Annotated in this window: 11 protein-coding genes; 9 read left to right on the top strand and 2 right to left on the bottom strand. The window is 59.5% G+C overall.

The features are described 5' to 3' along the window. The first annotated feature begins 3 nt into the window (after positions 1-3). The gene (gene yegD, locus AC6I8I_RS12420) at positions 4-1356 is read left to right on the top strand and encodes a molecular chaperone (RefSeq protein WP_312055473.1); all 1353 of its coding nucleotides are present in this window, start codon (positions 4-6) and stop codon (positions 1354-1356) included. Between the two features lie 60 nt (positions 1357-1416). Here yegD and AC6I8I_RS12425 read toward each other — a convergent pair whose 3' ends face one another. After that, complete coding sequence (locus AC6I8I_RS12425) at positions 1417-2760, bottom strand: carbohydrate porin (protein WP_312760279.1); 1344 nt, start codon at positions 2758-2760, stop codon at positions 1417-1419. Between the two features lie 211 nt (positions 2761-2971). Further along, positions 2972-3931 (bottom strand): aldo/keto reductase, encoded by a 960-nt coding sequence (locus AC6I8I_RS12430; protein WP_497820684.1) that lies wholly within the window; start codon positions 3929-3931, stop codon positions 2972-2974. A 240-nt stretch (positions 3932-4171) separates the two neighbouring features. Here AC6I8I_RS12430 and AC6I8I_RS12435 point away from each other — a divergent pair, with 240 nt between their 5' ends. The 8 genes from AC6I8I_RS12435 (at position 4172) to yegS (ending at position 17810) form a co-directional block, all read left to right on the top strand. Further along, positions 4172-5413, top strand: coding sequence for an MdtA/MuxA family multidrug efflux RND transporter periplasmic adaptor subunit (locus AC6I8I_RS12435; protein WP_312055471.1), 1242 nt, complete (start codon positions 4172-4174; stop codon positions 5411-5413). After that, positions 5413-8535, top strand: coding sequence for an MdtB/MuxB family multidrug efflux RND transporter permease subunit (locus AC6I8I_RS12440; protein ID WP_312055470.1), 3123 nt, complete (start codon positions 5413-5415; stop codon positions 8533-8535). Before AC6I8I_RS12435 ends, AC6I8I_RS12440 begins: the two co-directional genes overlap by 1 nt. After that, the gene (mdtC, locus tag AC6I8I_RS12445) at positions 8532-11606 is read left to right on the top strand and encodes a multidrug efflux RND transporter permease subunit MdtC (RefSeq protein WP_497820337.1); all 3075 of its coding nucleotides are present in this window, start codon (positions 8532-8534) and stop codon (positions 11604-11606) included. The genes AC6I8I_RS12440 and mdtC overlap by 4 nt, the downstream gene beginning before the upstream one ends. Before the next feature lie 67 nt (positions 11607-11673). Then, complete coding sequence (locus tag AC6I8I_RS12450) at positions 11674-13080, top strand: MFS transporter (RefSeq protein ID WP_312055468.1); 1407 nt, start codon at positions 11674-11676, stop codon at positions 13078-13080. After that, entirely contained in the window at positions 13077-14465 is a 1389-nt protein-coding gene (baeS, locus tag AC6I8I_RS12455; RefSeq protein ID WP_312055467.1) for an envelope stress sensor histidine kinase BaeS, read from the top strand. Before AC6I8I_RS12450 ends, baeS begins: the two co-directional genes overlap by 4 nt. A 6-nt stretch (positions 14466-14471) precedes the next feature. Continuing rightward, positions 14472-15179 carry an envelope stress response regulator BaeR gene (baeR, locus tag AC6I8I_RS12460; RefSeq protein ID WP_031377173.1) on the top strand — a complete coding sequence of 236 codons (708 nt, stop codon included), beginning with the start codon at positions 14472-14474 and terminating at the stop codon, positions 15177-15179. 126 nt (positions 15180-15305) lie between these two features. Next, entirely contained in the window at positions 15306-16688 is a 1383-nt protein-coding gene (gene trhP, locus AC6I8I_RS12465) for a prephenate-dependent tRNA uridine(34) hydroxylase TrhP (protein WP_312760292.1), read from the top strand. Between the two features lie 222 nt (positions 16689-16910). Next, the gene (yegS, locus tag AC6I8I_RS12470; protein WP_312055465.1) at positions 16911-17810 is read left to right on the top strand and encodes a lipid kinase YegS; all 900 of its coding nucleotides are present in this window, start codon (positions 16911-16913) and stop codon (positions 17808-17810) included. Positions 17811-17849: the final 39 nt, after the last annotated feature.

Consider the following 17849-nt stretch of genomic DNA (forward strand, 5'->3'; position numbering starts at 1 on the left):
AAAATGTTCATAGGATTCGATTACGGCACGGCTAACTGTTCCATAGCCGTCAGTGAAAATGGCGCGCCGCGTCTGTTAACGCTGGAAAACGGTCAGCGCCTGCTGCCGTCGATGATCTGTGCGCCTACCCGTGAGTCGGTCAGTGAATGGCTCTATCGTCATCATCAGGTGGCGACGCCCGACAGTGAAACCACCGCCCTGCTGCAGCGCGCCCTGCGTTTTAACCGCGAAGAAGATATCGAGGTACTGCCCAACAGCGTGCAGTTTGGTCTGACCGCGCTGCAGCATTACATGGTCGACCCGGAAGATGTCTGGTTCGTAAAATCCCCAAAATCCTTTCTCGGTGCCAGCGGTCTGAAACCGCAGCAGATCGCCCTGTTTGAAGATCTGGTTTGCGCCATGATGCTGCACATTCGTCAGCAGGGCGAAAGCCAGCTCGATCAGCCGATCGATCAGGCGGTGATTGGCCGTCCGATTAACTTCCAGGGCTTAGGCAGTGAAGAGGCCAACCAGCAGGCGCAGGGTATTTTACTGCGTGCCGCACAGCGGGCCGGCTTCCGCGAGGTAGAGTTTCAGTTTGAGCCGGTAGCGGCCGGTCTGGATTTTGAAGCCACCCTGCAGCAGGAGACCCGGGTGCTGGTAGTGGATATCGGCGGCGGGACCACCGACTGTTCGATGTTACTGATGGGACCGCAGTGGCGCGACAAAGCCGATCGCCGCGAAAGCCTGCTGGGCCACAGCGGCTGCCGCGTCGGCGGGAACGATCTCGACATTATGCTGGCGTTCAAAACGCTGATGCCGCTGCTCGGTCTCGGCGGTAACACCCAGAAAGGCATCGCCCTGCCCGCCCTGCCGTGGTGGAATGCGGTCGCGATCAACGATGTTCCGGCGCAAAGCGAATTTTACAGCGCCGCCTGCGGTAAGTTGCTGCGCGATTTAGTCCGTGACGCGGAACAGAGTGACGTCGTCGCTCGCCTGCTGAAAGTGTGGCAGCAGAAGCTGAGTTATCGTCTGGTACGGGCTGCTGAAGAGAGCAAAATCGCGCTGTCAGATCGCGCGGAACATGCGGCGTCGCTCGACTTTATTGCCGGATCGCTGCAGGCGGATCTCAGCGTCAACCTGCTGCAGGAGGCGATCAACCAGCCACTGGAGAAAATCCTTGAGCAGGTCCAGCTGGCGCTGGCCACCAGCCAGATCAAGCCTGATGTGGTCTACCTGACCGGCGGCAGTGCGCGCTCGCCGCTGCTGCGTGCGGCACTGCAGCAGGCGCTGCCTGACACGCCGATTGCCGGCGGCGATGATTTCGCCTCGGTAACCGCCGGTTTAGCCCGCTGGGCAGAAGTGATGTTCCGCTAAGCGTGATCTCGCAGCAAAAAAAACGGCGCCCAACGGCGCCGTTACTGTTTTGACAACCGATCAGAACGCGATATTGGCGCTGATGCCGCCGATAAACGCATCTTTCACTTCGCTGACCGCGCCAGGCGCCACCACATACTGCAGGTTCGGGCGCAGCGACATCCAGTTGGTCACTTTGGCGTTGTAATAGACCTCGTAGTTATACTCCGAGCCATCCTGAATCGGCAGATAGGTCGGGCTGTCAAAGCTGCTCTCGCCGTTAGCCTGATTCTGCTGACGCAGCGAGCGTGTGTAGTCGCTGTTGACGTGAATACGCGCCGCGCCTACGCCAATTTCATCATCAGGACGCGCATCAAACGGCCCTTTCCAGGTAAAGGCGATCGACTGGTAGTTGTCGGTTTTAGAGGTTTTGTGATCGTTCATCACTGCCTGAACCCGCACGCCCAGACCGCGATTCACATCGCCATCCTGCGCCGTCAGCTGTTGCTGCAACAGCAGGTAGCCACCATAGGCGTGATCCTGATCCTGATACGCGCCGTTGCGCCAGCTGCCATAGACATCGCCATTAGCTGAAGAGTAGTAATAGCCGATGCGGTAGTTACCCGGCAGCTTTTGCGCGCCCAGCGTCGGTTTCCAGCCCAGTTCGACCGGCACCAGATTGCCTTCAGAATTGCTGGTATCCAGACGGAAGCCGTCGCCGCGATCGTAGTTAGCCCGGTTCTGGTTATAGAATCCCACCTGGAAGAAAACTTCCGGGGTGATATTCAGTTTGATGCGGCCGCCCCACTGGGAGACCGGCCAGTTAAACCAGCGGTCACCGCGCCAGTTACCGGCCTGGCCGCTGCCCAGCGCCAGGTTCTGGAACAGGTTGCCGTCGAAGTTATCAAAGTCCTCACCGACCGTCACCCGGCCAGCTTTCAGATCGACCACGTCGTTAAACAGCCCTTTGCGCAACCAGAACTGGGTCAGACGCCAGGTCTGGCCACGACCATAAACTTCCTGCACCGAAGAGAGCATGCCGGTGCGCTTGTCCGCGACCTGGTCGGACAGGTTTTGTCCGTCACGGTTAGTGATGGTCATCTGGAATTCTGCATCCTGCCAGTCCAGCAGTTTTTCCAGATCGAAATTGGTGCCGAAGGTCCACTGATCGCTGTAACGCATAGTGGTGTTGGTATCGGCGCCGCCGCCTAAGTTGGCCGCGCTTTCCATGGTGTAATTAACGTCAAATTTAATGCCGTCGTTCTGCAACTGCGTTCGGTAACCACCCCAGTCACCAAACATCCACTCTGAATCAGGGCTCAGCGCGTCAGCGGCCATCGCCTGGCCGGTTAACATTGCCAGAATCAGACTGCCGGTTGCCACACGGCGCAGCGGAAAACGCTGCTCTGCTTGTTTGTTTTTCATCATGCTTATTCTTATGTGATTTACGGGAAAAATGACCCGCAGAGGATAGTGCTGAGGAAAGTTCAATTTTTGTAAATACGTGCGCACGATTAGTCAACTAACCAGTTTATTCGCGCAAATGTGAGCTGGATCTCAGAGTGGTTACTGTTTCAGCAGCGGAGGCGAAATATGAAGGGTTTAGCGCAAAACGGGGCGCAGCGGCCCCGTTCTGTTAGCGGCTGGCGTCGGCCAGCTGGTCAATCTGCTGCGGCGTCAGCGTAAGCCGGGTCGCCGCCGCCAGTTCGTCGAGCTGGGCCAGCGAGGTGGCGCTGACAATCGGCGCGGTGATGCTGGGACGGGCGATTTGCCACGCCAGCGCCACCTGCGTCGGCGAGACCTGATGCGCCTCAGCAATGGCATCCAGCGCCGCCAGAATCTTCAGGCCACGCGGGTTGAGGTATTTTTCCACCACGCCCTGGCCGCGCTGACTTTTGCTGGCATCAGCCGGCTGGCGGTATTTGCCGCTCAGGAAACCGCTGGCCAGCGAATAGTAGTTAATCACGCCCAGCCCGTGCTGGCTGACCACCGGCTCCAGCTCTGACTCATAAGGCTGGCGATCGTAGAGGTTATATTCCGGCTGCAGGGTGTCATAACGCGCCAGCCCTTCCGCCTCGCTGATCTCCAGCGCCTGCTGCAGGCGAGCCGCACTGTAGTTAGAGGCACCGATGGCCCGCACTTTGCCCTCTTTAATCAGGCTGTCGAAGGCGCTTAGGGTCTCGGCCAGCGGCGTGTCCTGATCGTCACGGTGCGCCTGGTAGAGATCGATATAATCGGTTTGCAGCCGACGCAGCGAGTCTTCCACCGCCTGCCGGATATACTGCGGTTTTAGTCCGGTTTTCTCCGGCGAAAGCTCCATCCCGACCTTAGTGGCCAGCACGATACTGTCGCGTTTGCCGCTTTTCTTCAGCCATTCGCCGATAATGGTTTCTGATTCGCCGCCTTTATTGCCCGGCGCCCAGCGTGAGTAAACATCGGCGGTGTCGATAAACCACAGCCCTTTTTCCACCAGCGCGTCCAGCAGCGAAAACGAAGTGGGCCGATCCACGGTCCAGCCAAAAACGTTGCCACCAAACGTCAGTAGCGGCACAGCAATGCCGCTGTCGCCTAACTGTCGGGTTTCATTCTGACTCATCATCTGCTCCTTCATGGTGTCTGGAAACGGTCTGTCACTGAGCATAGCAAAGCGAAACGGTTTCTTTATGACGATTGTGGTGTGATTAATGTCAGAAAAGGCATACTTACCCCGCCCTGACAGATATCCTTATTTCCTTCAACTTTTGCCCGTCAGAGGCGACTACAATCTGTCGTTTGCAGGCTACCCGTTTGATGCCTGCGCCTGGGACTACATCACTGCTGGAGAGCAAGCAAAATAATGAGCACCCGACATCCTGTTATGAAAAAGAGCCTGATTGTGCTGGTGGTGATTGCCGCTGCCGTCGGCGGATATTACTGGTGGCAGCACGCTGCTGAGCCACAGACCGACCAGCAGAGTGGCGCACGCGCGCCGCGTGGCAAAGGCAAAGGCGGCGCTGACGGCGCGCGTCGTCCGCTGGCCCCGGTTCAGGCCGCCAGCGCCACCAGCCAGAGCGTCCCGCAGTACCTGAGCGGATTAGGCACCGTCACCGCCGCCAATACCGCCACGGTGCGCAGCCGGGTTAACGGCGATCTGCTGGCGATTCACTTTACCGAAGGCCAGCAGGTCAAAGCAGGCGATTTGCTGGCAGAAGTCGATCCGCGCCCGTATCAGGTAGCCTTAACCCAGGCCGAGGGTCAGCTGGCAAAAGATCAGGCCACGCTGGCGAACGCCCGCCGCGACCTGGCGCGTTTCGAAAAGCTGGCGAAAAGTTCGCTGGTGTCGCAACAGGAGCTGGATACCCAGCGCTCGCTGGTCAGTGAAACCCTCGGCACCCTGAAAGCCGACCAGGGCAGCGTCGCCAGCGCCCAGCTTAATCTGACCTACAGCCGGATTACCGCGCCGATCGCCGGCCGGGTCGGTCTGAAGCAGGTTGACGTCGGCAACTACGTCACCAGCGGTGATACCACCGGCATTGTGGTCATCACCCAGACCCAGCCGATTGACGTGGTGTTCACCCTCGCCGAAAACAACATCAGTCAGATTCTGCAGGCGCAGAAAAGCGGTGAGCCGCTGCTGGTTGAAGCCTGGGATCGCAGCAATCAGGCGCTGATTGCCAGCGGTAAACTGCTGAGCCTCGATAATCAGATTGATGTCACCACCGGCACCATTAAGATCAAAGCGCGCTTCGATAATCAGGACGATGCGCTGTTCCCCAATCAGTTCGTTAACGTCCGGCTGAAGGTCAATACCCTGCAGGATGCGGTGGTTATTCCGGCCGCCGCGCTGCAGATGGGCAATGAAGGGCACTTCGTCTGGGTGGTCAACATCGATAACAAAGTCAGCAAGAAAAGCGTGATTGCCGGCTTGCAGGATAGCCAGAAAGTGGTGATCAGCGCCGGGCTGGAAGCGGGTGAACGGGTGGTGACCGATGGCCTGGATCGCCTGACCGAAGGCGCGAAAGTTGAGATTGTCGCGGCGCAAAGTACCGCACCGCGCAGTAGCCGTGCGGCGCTGCCGTCGAAGGGAGAGCGTGAGTAATGCAGGTAATGCCTCCCGATCACAGCGGTGGACCGTCGCGCCAGTTTATTCTGCGTCCGGTAGCCACCACGCTGTTGATGATTGCCATTCTGCTGGCAGGCGTGCTGGGCTATCGCTTCCTGCCGGTTTCGGCGCTGCCGGAAGTTGATTATCCGACTATTCAGGTGGTCACCCTCTATCCGGGTGCCAGTCCGGATGTCGTCACCTCATCCATTACCGCACCGCTGGAGCGTCAGTTCGGTCAGATGTCGGGCCTGAAGCAGATGGCGTCGCAGAGTTCGGGCGGCGCATCGGTAGTGACGCTGCAGTTCCAGCTCAGCCTGCCGCTCGACGTGGCGGAACAGGAAGTGCAGGCAGCGATTAACTCCGCCACCAACCTGCTGCCCAACGATCTGCCCAACCCGCCGGTCTACAGCAAAGTGAACCCGGCCGATCCGCCGATCATGACGCTGGCCGTTACCACCCGCAGCATGCCGCTGACCCAGGTTCAGGACATGGTGGAAACCCGGGTGGCGCAGAAAATTTCTCAGGTCAGCGGCGTCGGGCTGGTGACCCTGTCCGGCGGTCAGCGTCCGGCGGTGCGGGTCAAAATGAACGCCCAGGCGCTGGCGGCGCTTGGCCTGACCAGCGAGACGGTGCGTACCGCCATCAGCGACGCCAACGTCAATTCGGCTAAAGGCAGCCTGGATGGGCCGACGCGCTCGATTACCCTGTCGGCCAACGACCAGATGAAATCGGCGGAAGATTACCGTCAGTTGATCATCAGCTACAACAACGGCGCGCCGGTGCGGTTGGGTGACGTCGCCACCATTGAGCAAGGCGCAGAGAACAGCTGGCTGGGTGCCTGGGCCAACCGCGACGCCGCGATTGTGCTCAACGTGCAGCGTCAGCCAGGTGCCAACATCATTGCTACCGCCGACAATATTCGCGCCATGCTGCCCGCGCTGACGGCGGCGTTGCCAAAATCGGTCGAGGTCAAACTGCTGACCGACCGCACCACCAATATCCGCGCCTCGGTCAGCGATACCCAGTATGAGCTGATACTGGCGATGGCGCTGGTGGTGATGATCATCTACCTGTTCCTGCGCAACGTGCCCGCCACGCTGATCCCGGCAGTTGCGGTGCCGCTGTCGCTGATCGGCACCTTTGCGGCGATGTATTTTCTCGGCTTTTCGATCAACAACCTGACCTTAATGGCGCTGACCATCGCCACCGGCTTTGTAGTCGATGACGCGATTGTGGTGATTGAGAACATCTCCCGCTACATCGAAAAAGGGGAAAAACCGTTAACCGCGGCGCTGAAAGGCGCAGGCGAAATCGGTTTTACCATCATCTCCCTGACCTTCTCACTGATTGCGGTGCTGATCCCGCTGCTGTTTATGGGCGATGTGATTGGCCGCCTGTTCCGCGAGTTTGCCGTGACGCTGGCGGTGGCGATTCTGATCTCGGCGGTGGTCTCGCTGACCCTGACGCCGATGATGTGCGCCCGGATGCTGAGCGCCGACTCGCTGCGTAAGCAGAACCGTTTCTCACGCGCCAGCGAAGCGATGTTTGAGCGCATCATTGCGGTTTACGGCCGCGGTTTACGCCGGGTGCTTAATCATCGATGGCTGACCTTATCGGTCGCGCTTGGCACCCTGGTGCTGACCGTGCTGCTGTGGATGATGATTCCGAAAGGCTTTTTCCCGCAGCAGGACAACAGCATTATTCAGGGCACGCTGCAGGCACCGCAGTCGGTCTCCTACGCCAGCATGGCCGAGCGCACCCGCGATGTAGCTTCAATCATCATGAAAGATCCGGCGGTGCAGAGCATGACCTCGTTTGTCGGGGTGGACGGCACCAACGCCTCGCTGAACAGTGCGCGTCTGCAAATCAACCTCAAGCCGCTCGACCAGCGTGAGGACCGGATCCCGGTGATTCAGCAACGGCTGCAACAGCAGGTCAGCGAGATTCCGGGGGTGCAGCTATGGCTGCAGGCGGTACAGGATCTCACCATTGATACCCAGGCGAGCCGCACGCCCTATCAGTTCACGCTGCAGTCGGGTTCGCTGGCCTCACTTTCTACCTGGGTGCCGGCGCTGCTGGCCGAGCTGAATACCCTGCCGCAACTGCGGGATGTCAGCAGCGACTGGCAGGATCAGGGGCTGGAAGCCTATATCAATGTCGATCGCGCCAGCGCCAGCCGGCTGGGTATCAGCATGGCGGACGTGGATAACGCGCTGTATAACGCCTTTGGTCAGCGCCTGATCTCCACCATTTATACCCAGGCCAATCAGTATCGCGTAGTGCTGGAGCAGGACAACCGCGCCACGCCGGGCCTGCAAAGCCTGGAGGGCATTCGTCTGGCCAGCAGCGACGGCGGCAGCGTGCCGCTCAGCACCATTGCCCGGATTGAACAGCGTCATACGCCGCTCAGTATCAACCATCTCGATCAGTTCCCGTCGGCGACCTTCTCGTTCAACGTGGCTGACGGCTATTCGCTGGAAGATGCGGTCAAAGCGGTGTCGCAGGCAGAAGCGCAGCTCGGTATGCCCGCCGAAATGATGACCCAGTTCCAGGGCAGCACGCTGGCGTTTGAAGCGGCGCTGAGCAGCACCGTCTGGCTGATTGTGGCGGCGATTGTAGCGATGTATATCGTGCTCGGGGTGCTGTATGAGAGCTTTATCCATCCAATCACCATACTGTCGACGCTGCCAACCGCGGGCGTCGGGGCGCTGCTGGCGCTGATGCTCAGCGGCAACGAGCTGGATATTGTGGCGATCATCGGCATCATTCTGCTGATCGGTATCGTGAAAAAGAACGCCATCATGATGATCGACTTCGCGCTGGCGGCTGAGCGTGAACAGGGGATGCAGCCTTACGATGCTATCTATCAGGCCTGCCTGCTGCGTTTCCGGCCGATTCTGATGACCACGCTGGCGGCGCTGCTGGGCGCGTTACCGCTGATGCTCAGTACCGGGGTCGGCGCGGAACTGCGTCACCCGCTGGGGATTGCGATGGTCGGCGGTCTGATTGTCAGTCAGGTGCTGACCCTGTTCACCACGCCGGTGATCTACCTGCTGTTTGATCAGCTGGCGCACGCCACCCGCCGTCGCCTCGGCCGCACGGAGGCCGCAGAGTGAAGTTTTTTGCCCTGTTCATTCATCGGCCGGTCGCCACGACCCTGCTGACGCTGGCGATTGCGCTGGCCGGCATCCTCGGTTTTCGCCTGCTGCCGGTGGCACCGCTGCCGCAGGTCGATTTTCCGGTGATCGTGATTTCGGCCTCGCTGCCTGGCGCTGCGCCGGAAACCATGGCCTCGTCGGTCGCCACGCCGCTTGAACGCTCGCTGGGCCGCATCGCCGGGGTGAGCGAAATGACCTCCACCAGCTCACTCGGCAGCACCCGCATCATTCTGGTGTTCGATTTCGACCGTGACATCAACGGCGCGGCGCGTGATGTGCAGGCAGCGATTAACGCGGCGCAAAGCCTGCTGCCTACCGGGATGCCGTCGCGCCCGACGTATCGCAAAGTGAACCCATCAGATGCGCCGATTATGATCATGACGCTGACCTCGGACAGCTACAATCCGGGACAGCTGTATGACTACGCCTCGACGCAGCTGGCGCAGAAACTGTCGCAAATCGAGGGCGTCGGTGACGTCACGGTCGGCGGCAGCTCGCTGCCCGCGGTCCGCGTGGCCCTCAATCCGCAGGCGCTGTTTAATCAGGGCGTGTCGCTGGATGCGGTGCGCACCGCCATTTCCAACGCCAATCAGCGACGGCCGCAGGGCGCTCTGGATGATTCGCAGCAGCGCTGGCAGTTGCGTACCAACGATGCGTTGCAGACCGCCAGTGAGTATCAGCCGCTGATAGTGCATTACAACAACGGCGCGGCGGTCAGACTGTCGGACGTGGCGACAGTCGAAGACTCGGTTCAGGACGTGCGCAACGCCGGGATGTCGCGCGGTAAACCGGCGGTGCTGCTGCTGATCCGCAAAACGCCTGAAGCAAACGTCATCGATACGGTGGACCGCATCCGCGCCGAAATGCCGCTGCTGCACGAGGTGATCCCGGCCGCTATCGATCTGCAGATCGCTCAGGATCGCTCACCCACCATTCGGGCCTCGCTGCATGAAGTGGAGCAATCGCTGGTGATCGCCGTCGCGCTGGTGATCCTGGTGGTGTTCGCCTTTTTACGGTCGGGTCGCGCCACGCTGATCCCGGCGGTGGCGGTGCCGGTTTCACTGATTGGCACCTTCGCCGCGATGTACCTGTGCGGCTTCAGCCTCAACAACCTGTCGCTGATGGCGCTGACCATCGCCACCGGCTTTGTGGTCGATGATGCGATTGTGGTGCTGGAGAACATCGCCCGCCACGTCGAGGCGGGAATGAAACCGCTGCCCGCGGCGCTGAAAGGGGTACGTGAAGTCGGCTTTACCGTGCTGTCGATGAGTCTGTCACTGATTGCAGTCTTCCTGCCGCTGCTGATGATTGGCGGGCTGATTGGCCGCTTCTTCTCCGAGTTTGCCATCACCCTGTCGGTGGCGATTGTGATCTCACTGTTTATCTCGGTGACCCTGACGCCGATGATGTGTGCATATCTGCTGAAACCGTCGGCACCCGGCAGCCAGCCCCGTCGGCATGGCTCGGGCCGGCTGCTGCTGGCGATTCAGCAGGGCTATGGCCGCTCGCTCAACGTGGTGCTGAACCATGCCCGCTGGGTGCTGCTACTGTTTTTCGCCACCATCGCCCTCACCGTCTGGCTGTTTATCAGCATCCCGAAAACCTTTATGCCGGAGCAGGACACCGGTCGGCTCTCCGGCTTTATCTCGGCCGACCAGAGCATTTCGTTCCAGGCGATGCGCAGTAAACTGCAGGATTTTATGCAGATCGTCGGTGCCGATCCGGCGGTAGAGAGCGTGGTCGGCTTTACCGGTGGGATGCGCACCAACAGCGGCTCAATGTTTATCTCGCTGAAACCGCTGTCAGAGCGCAAAGAGAACGCGCAGGCGGTCATCGCCCGACTGCGGGTTAAACTGGCGAAAGAGCCGGGTGCTAACCTCTACCTGAATGCGGTGCAGGATCTGCGGGTCGGCGGCCGTGAATCGAATGCCGGTTATCAGTACTCGCTGCTGTCGGACGATCTCGACGACCTGCGCAGCTGGGAGCCGAAAATCCGTCAGGCGTTCGCCGCCCTGCCGCAGCTGGCGGACGTCAACTCCGATCAGCAGGATAAAGGCAGCGAAATGGCCCTGACCTACGATCGTGAAAGTATGGCGCGACTCGGTATTAACGTCGCTGAAGCGAATGCCTTGCTGAATAACGCCTTTGGTCAGCGTCAAATCTCTACCATTTATCAGCCGCTTAACCAGTACAAGGTGGTGATGGAGGTCGATCCACGCTACACCCAGGATATCAGCGCCCTGTCGCAGATGTTTGTTATCAACAGCGAAGGTAAAGCGATTCCACTGTCGTGGTTTGCGCACTGGCAGCCCGCCAACGCCCCGCTGTCGGTCAATCATGAAGGGCTTTCTGCCGCCTCGACCATCTCGTTTAACCTGCCGGAAGGGGTGTCGCTGTCGCAGGCATCCGAGGCGATTGATCGCACCATGACCTCGCTCGGGGTGCCCTCCAGCGTACGCGGCAGTTTTGCCGGTACTGCGCAGGTGTTCCAGCAGTCACAGAGCAGCCAGCTGTGGCTGATGCTGGCGGCGATTGGCGCGGTCTATATCGTGCTGGGGATGCTGTATGAGAGCTATGTCCATCCGCTCACCATTCTGTCGACGCTGCCGTCGGCCGGGGTTGGCGCACTGCTGGCGCTGGAGTTGTTCGATACGCCGTTCAGCCTGATTGCGCTGATCGGCATTCTGCTGCTGATCGGCATCGTGAAAAAGAACGCTATTATGATGGTAGATTTTGCCCTTGAAGCACAACGCAACGGCCAGCTCAGCGCGCGCGAGGCGATTTTTCAGGCCTGCCTGCTGCGCTTCCGGCCGATTCTGATGACCACGCTGGCGGCGCTGTTTGGCGCGCTGCCGCTGGTGCTGACCAGCGGTGACGGCGCGGAACTGCGGCAGCCGCTCGGCATTACCATCGCCGGCGGCCTGGTGATGAGCCAGTTGCTGACGCTCTATACTACGCCGGTGGTCTACCTGATGATGGATAAGCTGCGGCGTAAAAAGCGTCCGCTGGCGCTGGCGCAACAGCAATAACGGGATGTGCGACGCCGCTGCGTCGCGCCAGGTGAAGAACGAAGCGACGCGATTTCGGGACTGAACGATGAGTACACAGAGCGCAAACGTCCGCTGGCAATTATGGATAGTCGCCATCGGCTTTTTTATGCAGACGCTGGATACCACCATTGTTAACACCGCCATTCCGGCGATGGCGCACGATTTAGGCGTCAGTCCGCTGCACATGCACTCGGTGATTGTCTATTACGTGCTGACGGTGGCGGTCATGCTGCCGGTCAGCGGCTGGCTGGCAGACCGCTTCGGCGTGCGTAACATCTTCTTTAGCGCGATTGTGTTGTTCAGCCTCGGATCGCTGCTGTGCGCGCTCTCTACCACTCTCGACCAGCTGGTGCTGTCGCGGGTGGTGCAGGGCATTGGCGGCGCGATGATGGTGCCGGTCGGTCGCCTGACGGTGATGAAAATCGTGCCGCGCGAGCAGTACATGTCGGCGATGACCTTTGTCACGCTGCCGGGGCAGATCGGTCCGCTGCTGGGGCCGGCGCTGGGTGGCGTGCTGGTGGAGTACGCCAGCTGGCACTGGATTTTCCTGATCAATATACCTGTCGGCATTGCCGGTGCCGTGGCCACCCTGATGCTGATGCCCAACTACGCGATGCAGACCCGACGATTCGACTTCACCGGCTTTATCCTGCTGGCGGCGGGCATGGCGACCTTAACCCTGGCGCTGGATGGTCAGCGCAGCAGTGGCGGCTCACCGTTGCTGCTCGGGGCGATGATCCTGATCGGCATGTTCTCGCTGCTGTTCTATCTGATGCATGCGCGCAGCAATGACAATGCGCTGTTCAGCCTGAAGCTGTTTGATAACCGCATCTATTCGATTGGCCTGCTCGGCAGCTTTACCGGCCGCATCGGCAGCGGCATGCTACCGTTTATGACGCCGATTTTCCTGCAGGTCGGCATGGGTTACAGCCCGTTTCACGCCGGGCTGATGATGATCCCGATGGTGCTCGGCAACATGGGGATGAAGCGCATTGTGGTGCGCATCGTTAACCTGTTTGGCTATCGCAACGTGCTGGTGGTTTCGACCATTGCACTGGCGCTGGTGGTGCTGCTGTTCCCGCTGGTGGCGATCATGGGCTGGGTCTGGCTGCTGCCGCTGGTGCTGTTTCTGCAGGGGATGGTCAACGCCATTCGCTTCTCCTCGATGAACACCCTGACGCTGAAAGAGTTGCCCGATGAACTCGCCTCCAGCGGCAATAGCCTGCTGTCGATGATTATGCAGCTGTCGATGAGTATCGGCGTGACGCTGGCGGGCTTACTGCTGGGTGCGTTTGCTCAGGATGCCGCCAGCGACAGCAGTGCGGAGCACCAGATGTTTATCTATGCCTATTTGTGCATGTCACTGATCATTATCCTGCCGGCGCTGGTGTTCTGGCGCGTGCCGCAGCAGGTGAGTAAAAACGTCGACTTACGACGCCGGAGAAAGTCATGAGGAGTAACCTGCGCCTCGGCATTGGCGCCAAACTGTTTATGGCGATCTTCTCGACCTGCATGCTGATATTGATCACCATGCACTGGGGCGTCCGCCTGAGCTTTGAGCACGGCTTTGTTGACTACATTAAACGCGGCAATGAGCAGCGGTTAAGCCTGCTGAGTGACGCGCTGGCCGATCAGTATCAGCAGCACGGCAACTGGGATTTCCTGCGCCATAACGATCGGCTGGTGTTCAATATTCTGCGTTCGCTGGAGCAGAATCCCGACAGCAATAATCAGCTACCGCCGCACGGCTGGCGCACCCAGTTCTGGATCCTCGATCAGCAATATAAAGTGATGGTCGGCCCGCGCTCACCGGTTCCGCCTGAGGGATCGCGGCGTAATATCACCACCAGCACCGGCAAAGTGGTGGGCTGGGTGATCGGCTCGCCGCCGGAGCGGCTGACGCGCAGCACCGACATCAACTTTGATCAACAGCAGCGACGCACCAGCTGGTATATCGTCGCGCTGTCGACGTTGCTGGCCGCGCTGGTCACCTGGCTGATGGCGCGCGGCCTGCTGGCACCGGTTAAACGACTGGTTGATGGGACCCATCATCTGGCAGCCGGTAATTTTGCCACCCGGGTTGAGGTGGGCAGTCAGGATGAACTCGGTCAGCTGGCCGGTGACTTCAACCTGCTGGCCAGTTCGCTGGAAAAAAATGAAAGCATGCGCCGCGCTTTTATGGCGGACATCTCGCACGAGCTGCGCACCCCGCTGGCCATTCTGCGCGGCGAGCTGGAGGCGATGCAGGATGGCGTGCGTAAACTGACGCCGGAAGCGATCGCCTCGCTGCAGAGCGAAGTGGTGGTGCTGACCAAGCTGGTGGACGATCTGCATCAGCTGTCGCTCTCCGATGAGGGTGCCCTCGCCTACCGCAAGCAGGCGACCGATCTGGTGCAGTTGCTGGAGGTAACCGCCGGCAGCTTTGCTGAACGCTATCGTGCCTACGGCTTAAGCCTGAAACTGAGCTTACCGGATGAAGCGCCGTTCTTTGGCGACCCTGACCGGCTGATGCAGCTGTTCACCAACCTGCTGGAAAACAGCCTGCGCTATACCGACAGTGGTGGCCGGGTCGAGGTCAAACTCTGGTATGAAGCCCCTTACTGGCGCATCGATCTGGAAGACAGCGCGCCCGGCGTTGACGGTGAACATCAGAGCCAGATTTTCGAACGCTTCTTCCGCACCGAAGGGTCGCGCAACCGCGCCAGCGGCGGGTCGGGACTGGGGCTGGCGATCTGTAAAAACATCGTTGACGCGCACGGCGGGCGCATCGCTGCAGAGCACTCTGATTTAGGTGGACTGAAAATCGCGCTACACTTGCGCTACGTTCCCTCTGTGTAAGCGCTTATGAGCCAGGAAAACCACGACCCGCTGATTCTGGTGGTCGAAGACGAACCCAAACTGGCGCAGTTAATGATCGATTATCTGCACGCCTCGAACTATCGCACTCACCATATTGCCGATGGCAATGCGGTACTGGACTACGTTCGCCAGTCGCCGCCCGATCTGATGCTGCTGGATTTAATGCTGCCCGGCACCGACGGGCTGACGCTGTGCCGCGAGATCCGCCGTCATTCTGAACTGCCGATCATCATGGTTACCGCCCGTACTGAAGAGATTGATCGGCTGCTCGGGCTGGAGATCGGCGCAGATGACTACATCTGCAAGCCGTTCAGCCCGCGCGAAGTGGTGGCGCGGGTGAAAACCATTCTGCGGCGGGTTAAACGCGCCACGGAAGCGGTGCCGGACAGCTCGCTGCTGACGGTGGATGAGGGCCGTTTTGTCGCCAGCTGGCGCGATCGGCCGCTGGATCTGACGCCGGCGGAATTTCGCCTGCTGAAAACCCTGTCGCTGGAGCCGGGCAAAGTCTTTTCGCGCGAGCAGCTGCTCAATCACCTGTATGACGACTACCGGGTGGTGACCGATCGGACTATCGACAGCCACATTAAAAACCTGCGCCGCAAGCTGGAGAGCCTCGACAGTGAACAACCCTTTATCCGCGCCGTCTATGGAATGGGTTATCGCTGGGAAGCTGACGTCTGTCATTTGATCTAGTTTGATCCCGATCAATTTACTTCCGTTTTTTCCCTGCCTACAATTCCGCACATTTAGCAGGGCCATCAACCGGCCCTGCCGCTGTCGCCTGAGGCGGCATACTGACCTGACATCAGTGAGAACCCGATGAAACCCGAACTGCTTTCCCCTGCCGGCACGCTGAAAAACATGCGTTACGCCTTCGCCTACGGTGCCGATGCGGTCTATGCTGGCCAGCCGCGCTACAGCCTGCGGGTGCGCAATAACGAATTCACCCATGAAAATCTCGCCAAAGGGATCGATGAAGCGCACGCGCTGGGCAAAAAGTTTTATGTGGTGGTCAACATTGCCCCGCATAACGCCAAGCTGAAAACCTTTATTCGTGATTTAACCCCGGTGGTGGCGATGCAGCCCGATGCGCTGATCATGTCCGATCCGGGCCTGATCATGCTGGTGCGGCAGGCCTTTCCGCAGATGCCGATTCATCTGTCGGTACAGGCTAACGCGGTTAACTGGGCGACGGTAAAATTCTGGCAGCAGATGGGGCTGAGTCGGGTGATTCTGTCGCGCGAACTGTCGCTGGAGGAGATTGCCGAAATCCGTCAGCAGGTGCCGGAGATGGAACTGGAGGTGTTTGTCCACGGCGCGCTCTGCATGGCCTATTCAGGTCGCTGCCTGCTCTCCGGCTACATGAATAAGCGCGATCCCAATCAGGGTACCTGCACCAACGCCTGCCGCTGGGAGTATAAGGTGGCAGAAGGCCAGCAGGATGACGTGGGTAACATCGTCGGTATTCACCAGCCGATCCCGGTGCAGGATGTGACACCAACCCTCGGCCTCGGTCAGCCAACGGATAAAGTCTTTCTGCTGGAAGAGAAGATGAAGCCGGGCGAAGTGATGAGCGCCTTTGAAGATGAGCACGGCACCTACATCATGAATTCCAAAGACCTGCGCGCGGTGGCGCACGTCGAGCGTCTCAGCCAGATGGGCGTTCATTCGCTGAAGATTGAAGGCCGCACCAAGTCCTACTATTACTGCGCCCGCACCGCGCAGGTTTATCGTCGGGCGATTGACGATGCCGCCGCCGGTAAACCTTTCGATCCTTCGCTGCTGGAGACGCTGGAAGGGCTGGCGCACCGTGGCTACACCGAAGGCTTTTTGCGTCGTCACACCCACGACAGCTACCAGAACTATCAGCAGGGCTTTTCGGTCTCCGATCGTCAGCAGTTTGTCGGTGAGTTCACCGGTGAGCGACGGGATGCCTGGGCGGAAGTGGCGGTGAAAAACAAGTTTATGCTGCACGATACGCTGGAGATCATGACCCCGGCCGGGAATCTGCTGTGCCAGCTGGATGCGCTGCAAAACGGTCGCGGCGAGGCGATTGACGTTGCGCCGGGCGACGGCCACCGCGTCTGGCTGCGGGTGCCGGAAGAGGTTGATTTGCGCTTTGGGCTGCTGCTGCGCAACTTCGATCACGGTCAGGACACCCGCGATCCGCATGCAAATCGTTTACCATCTGAAACATTTTGACGAAGTTAGAACAGGATCACAGACCCCTGCGCGCCACTGCCTTATAGTCCCGCCTGCTGCTAACGAGTAACAATAATCAGCAGGTTATTACTGGAACCACCTCATTCACCCGCCCGGCTCCCCCGTGCGGGTTTTCTTTTTTCTCACTTTCGCCAATAATTTTCAGCTGTCAGCTGTGTTATAACCCCCCTTCTCACTCTGGTGATCTTCAAGGAACAGATAATGGATAAAAAATCGCTTACGCTGCTGATCCTGAATGGAAAAGGCGCAGGCAATGACGATCTGCGTGACGCGATCGGCTCGCTGCGTGAAGAAGGCTTTGATATCGCCGTGCGCGTGACCTTTGAAAAAGGGGACGGCGACCGCTACGTCAAAGAGGCGATTGCACTGCAGGCCGAGACCGTGGTCGCCGGCGGCGGTGACGGCACCATCAATGAAATCGCCACCGCGCTGGCGGCATCTGACGCAGCCCATCGACCGGTACTGGGCATTCTGCCGCTCGGCACCGCCAACGATTTCGCCACCAGCGTCGGCATTCCCGAAGAGATGGAACCGGCGCTGCGGCTGGCGATCCAGGGCAAAGCCAGCAGCATCGATCTGGCGCGGGTGAATCAGACTCACTACTTCATTAATATGGCGACCGGCGGTTTTGGCACCCGCATCACCACCGAAACGCCGGAAAAGCTCAAGTCCGCCCTCGGCGGCGTCTCCTACTTTATTCACGGTCTGATGCGGATGGATACCCTGAAGCCCGATACCTGTGAAATCAGCGGACCTGACTTTCAGTGGCAGGGCGATGCGCTGGTGATCGGCATCGGCAATGGCCGTCAGGCGGGCGGCGGACAGCGCCTCTGTCCGTCAGCGCTGATTAACGATGGACGGCTGGATGTCAGCATCGTTACCGCGCAGGAGCTGCTGCCAACCCTGCTGCATTCGCTGACCGGTGATGATGATAATCCGGGTATCGTCACCACCCAGCTGGAGTCGCTGACTATCCGTTCGCCGCATGAAATGACCTTTAACCTCGATGGCGAACCGCTGTCCGGCCGCGAGTTTGTGATTGAAGTGCTGGCGGGCGCGCTGAGCTGTCGCCTGCCGCCGCAGTGCCCATTGCTGGCCTGATACACAGACAAGGGGGCGAAAGCCCCTTTCTTTTGGCAA

The organism is Pantoea sp. X-Soil-YNGN-775 (assembly GCF_059730575.1).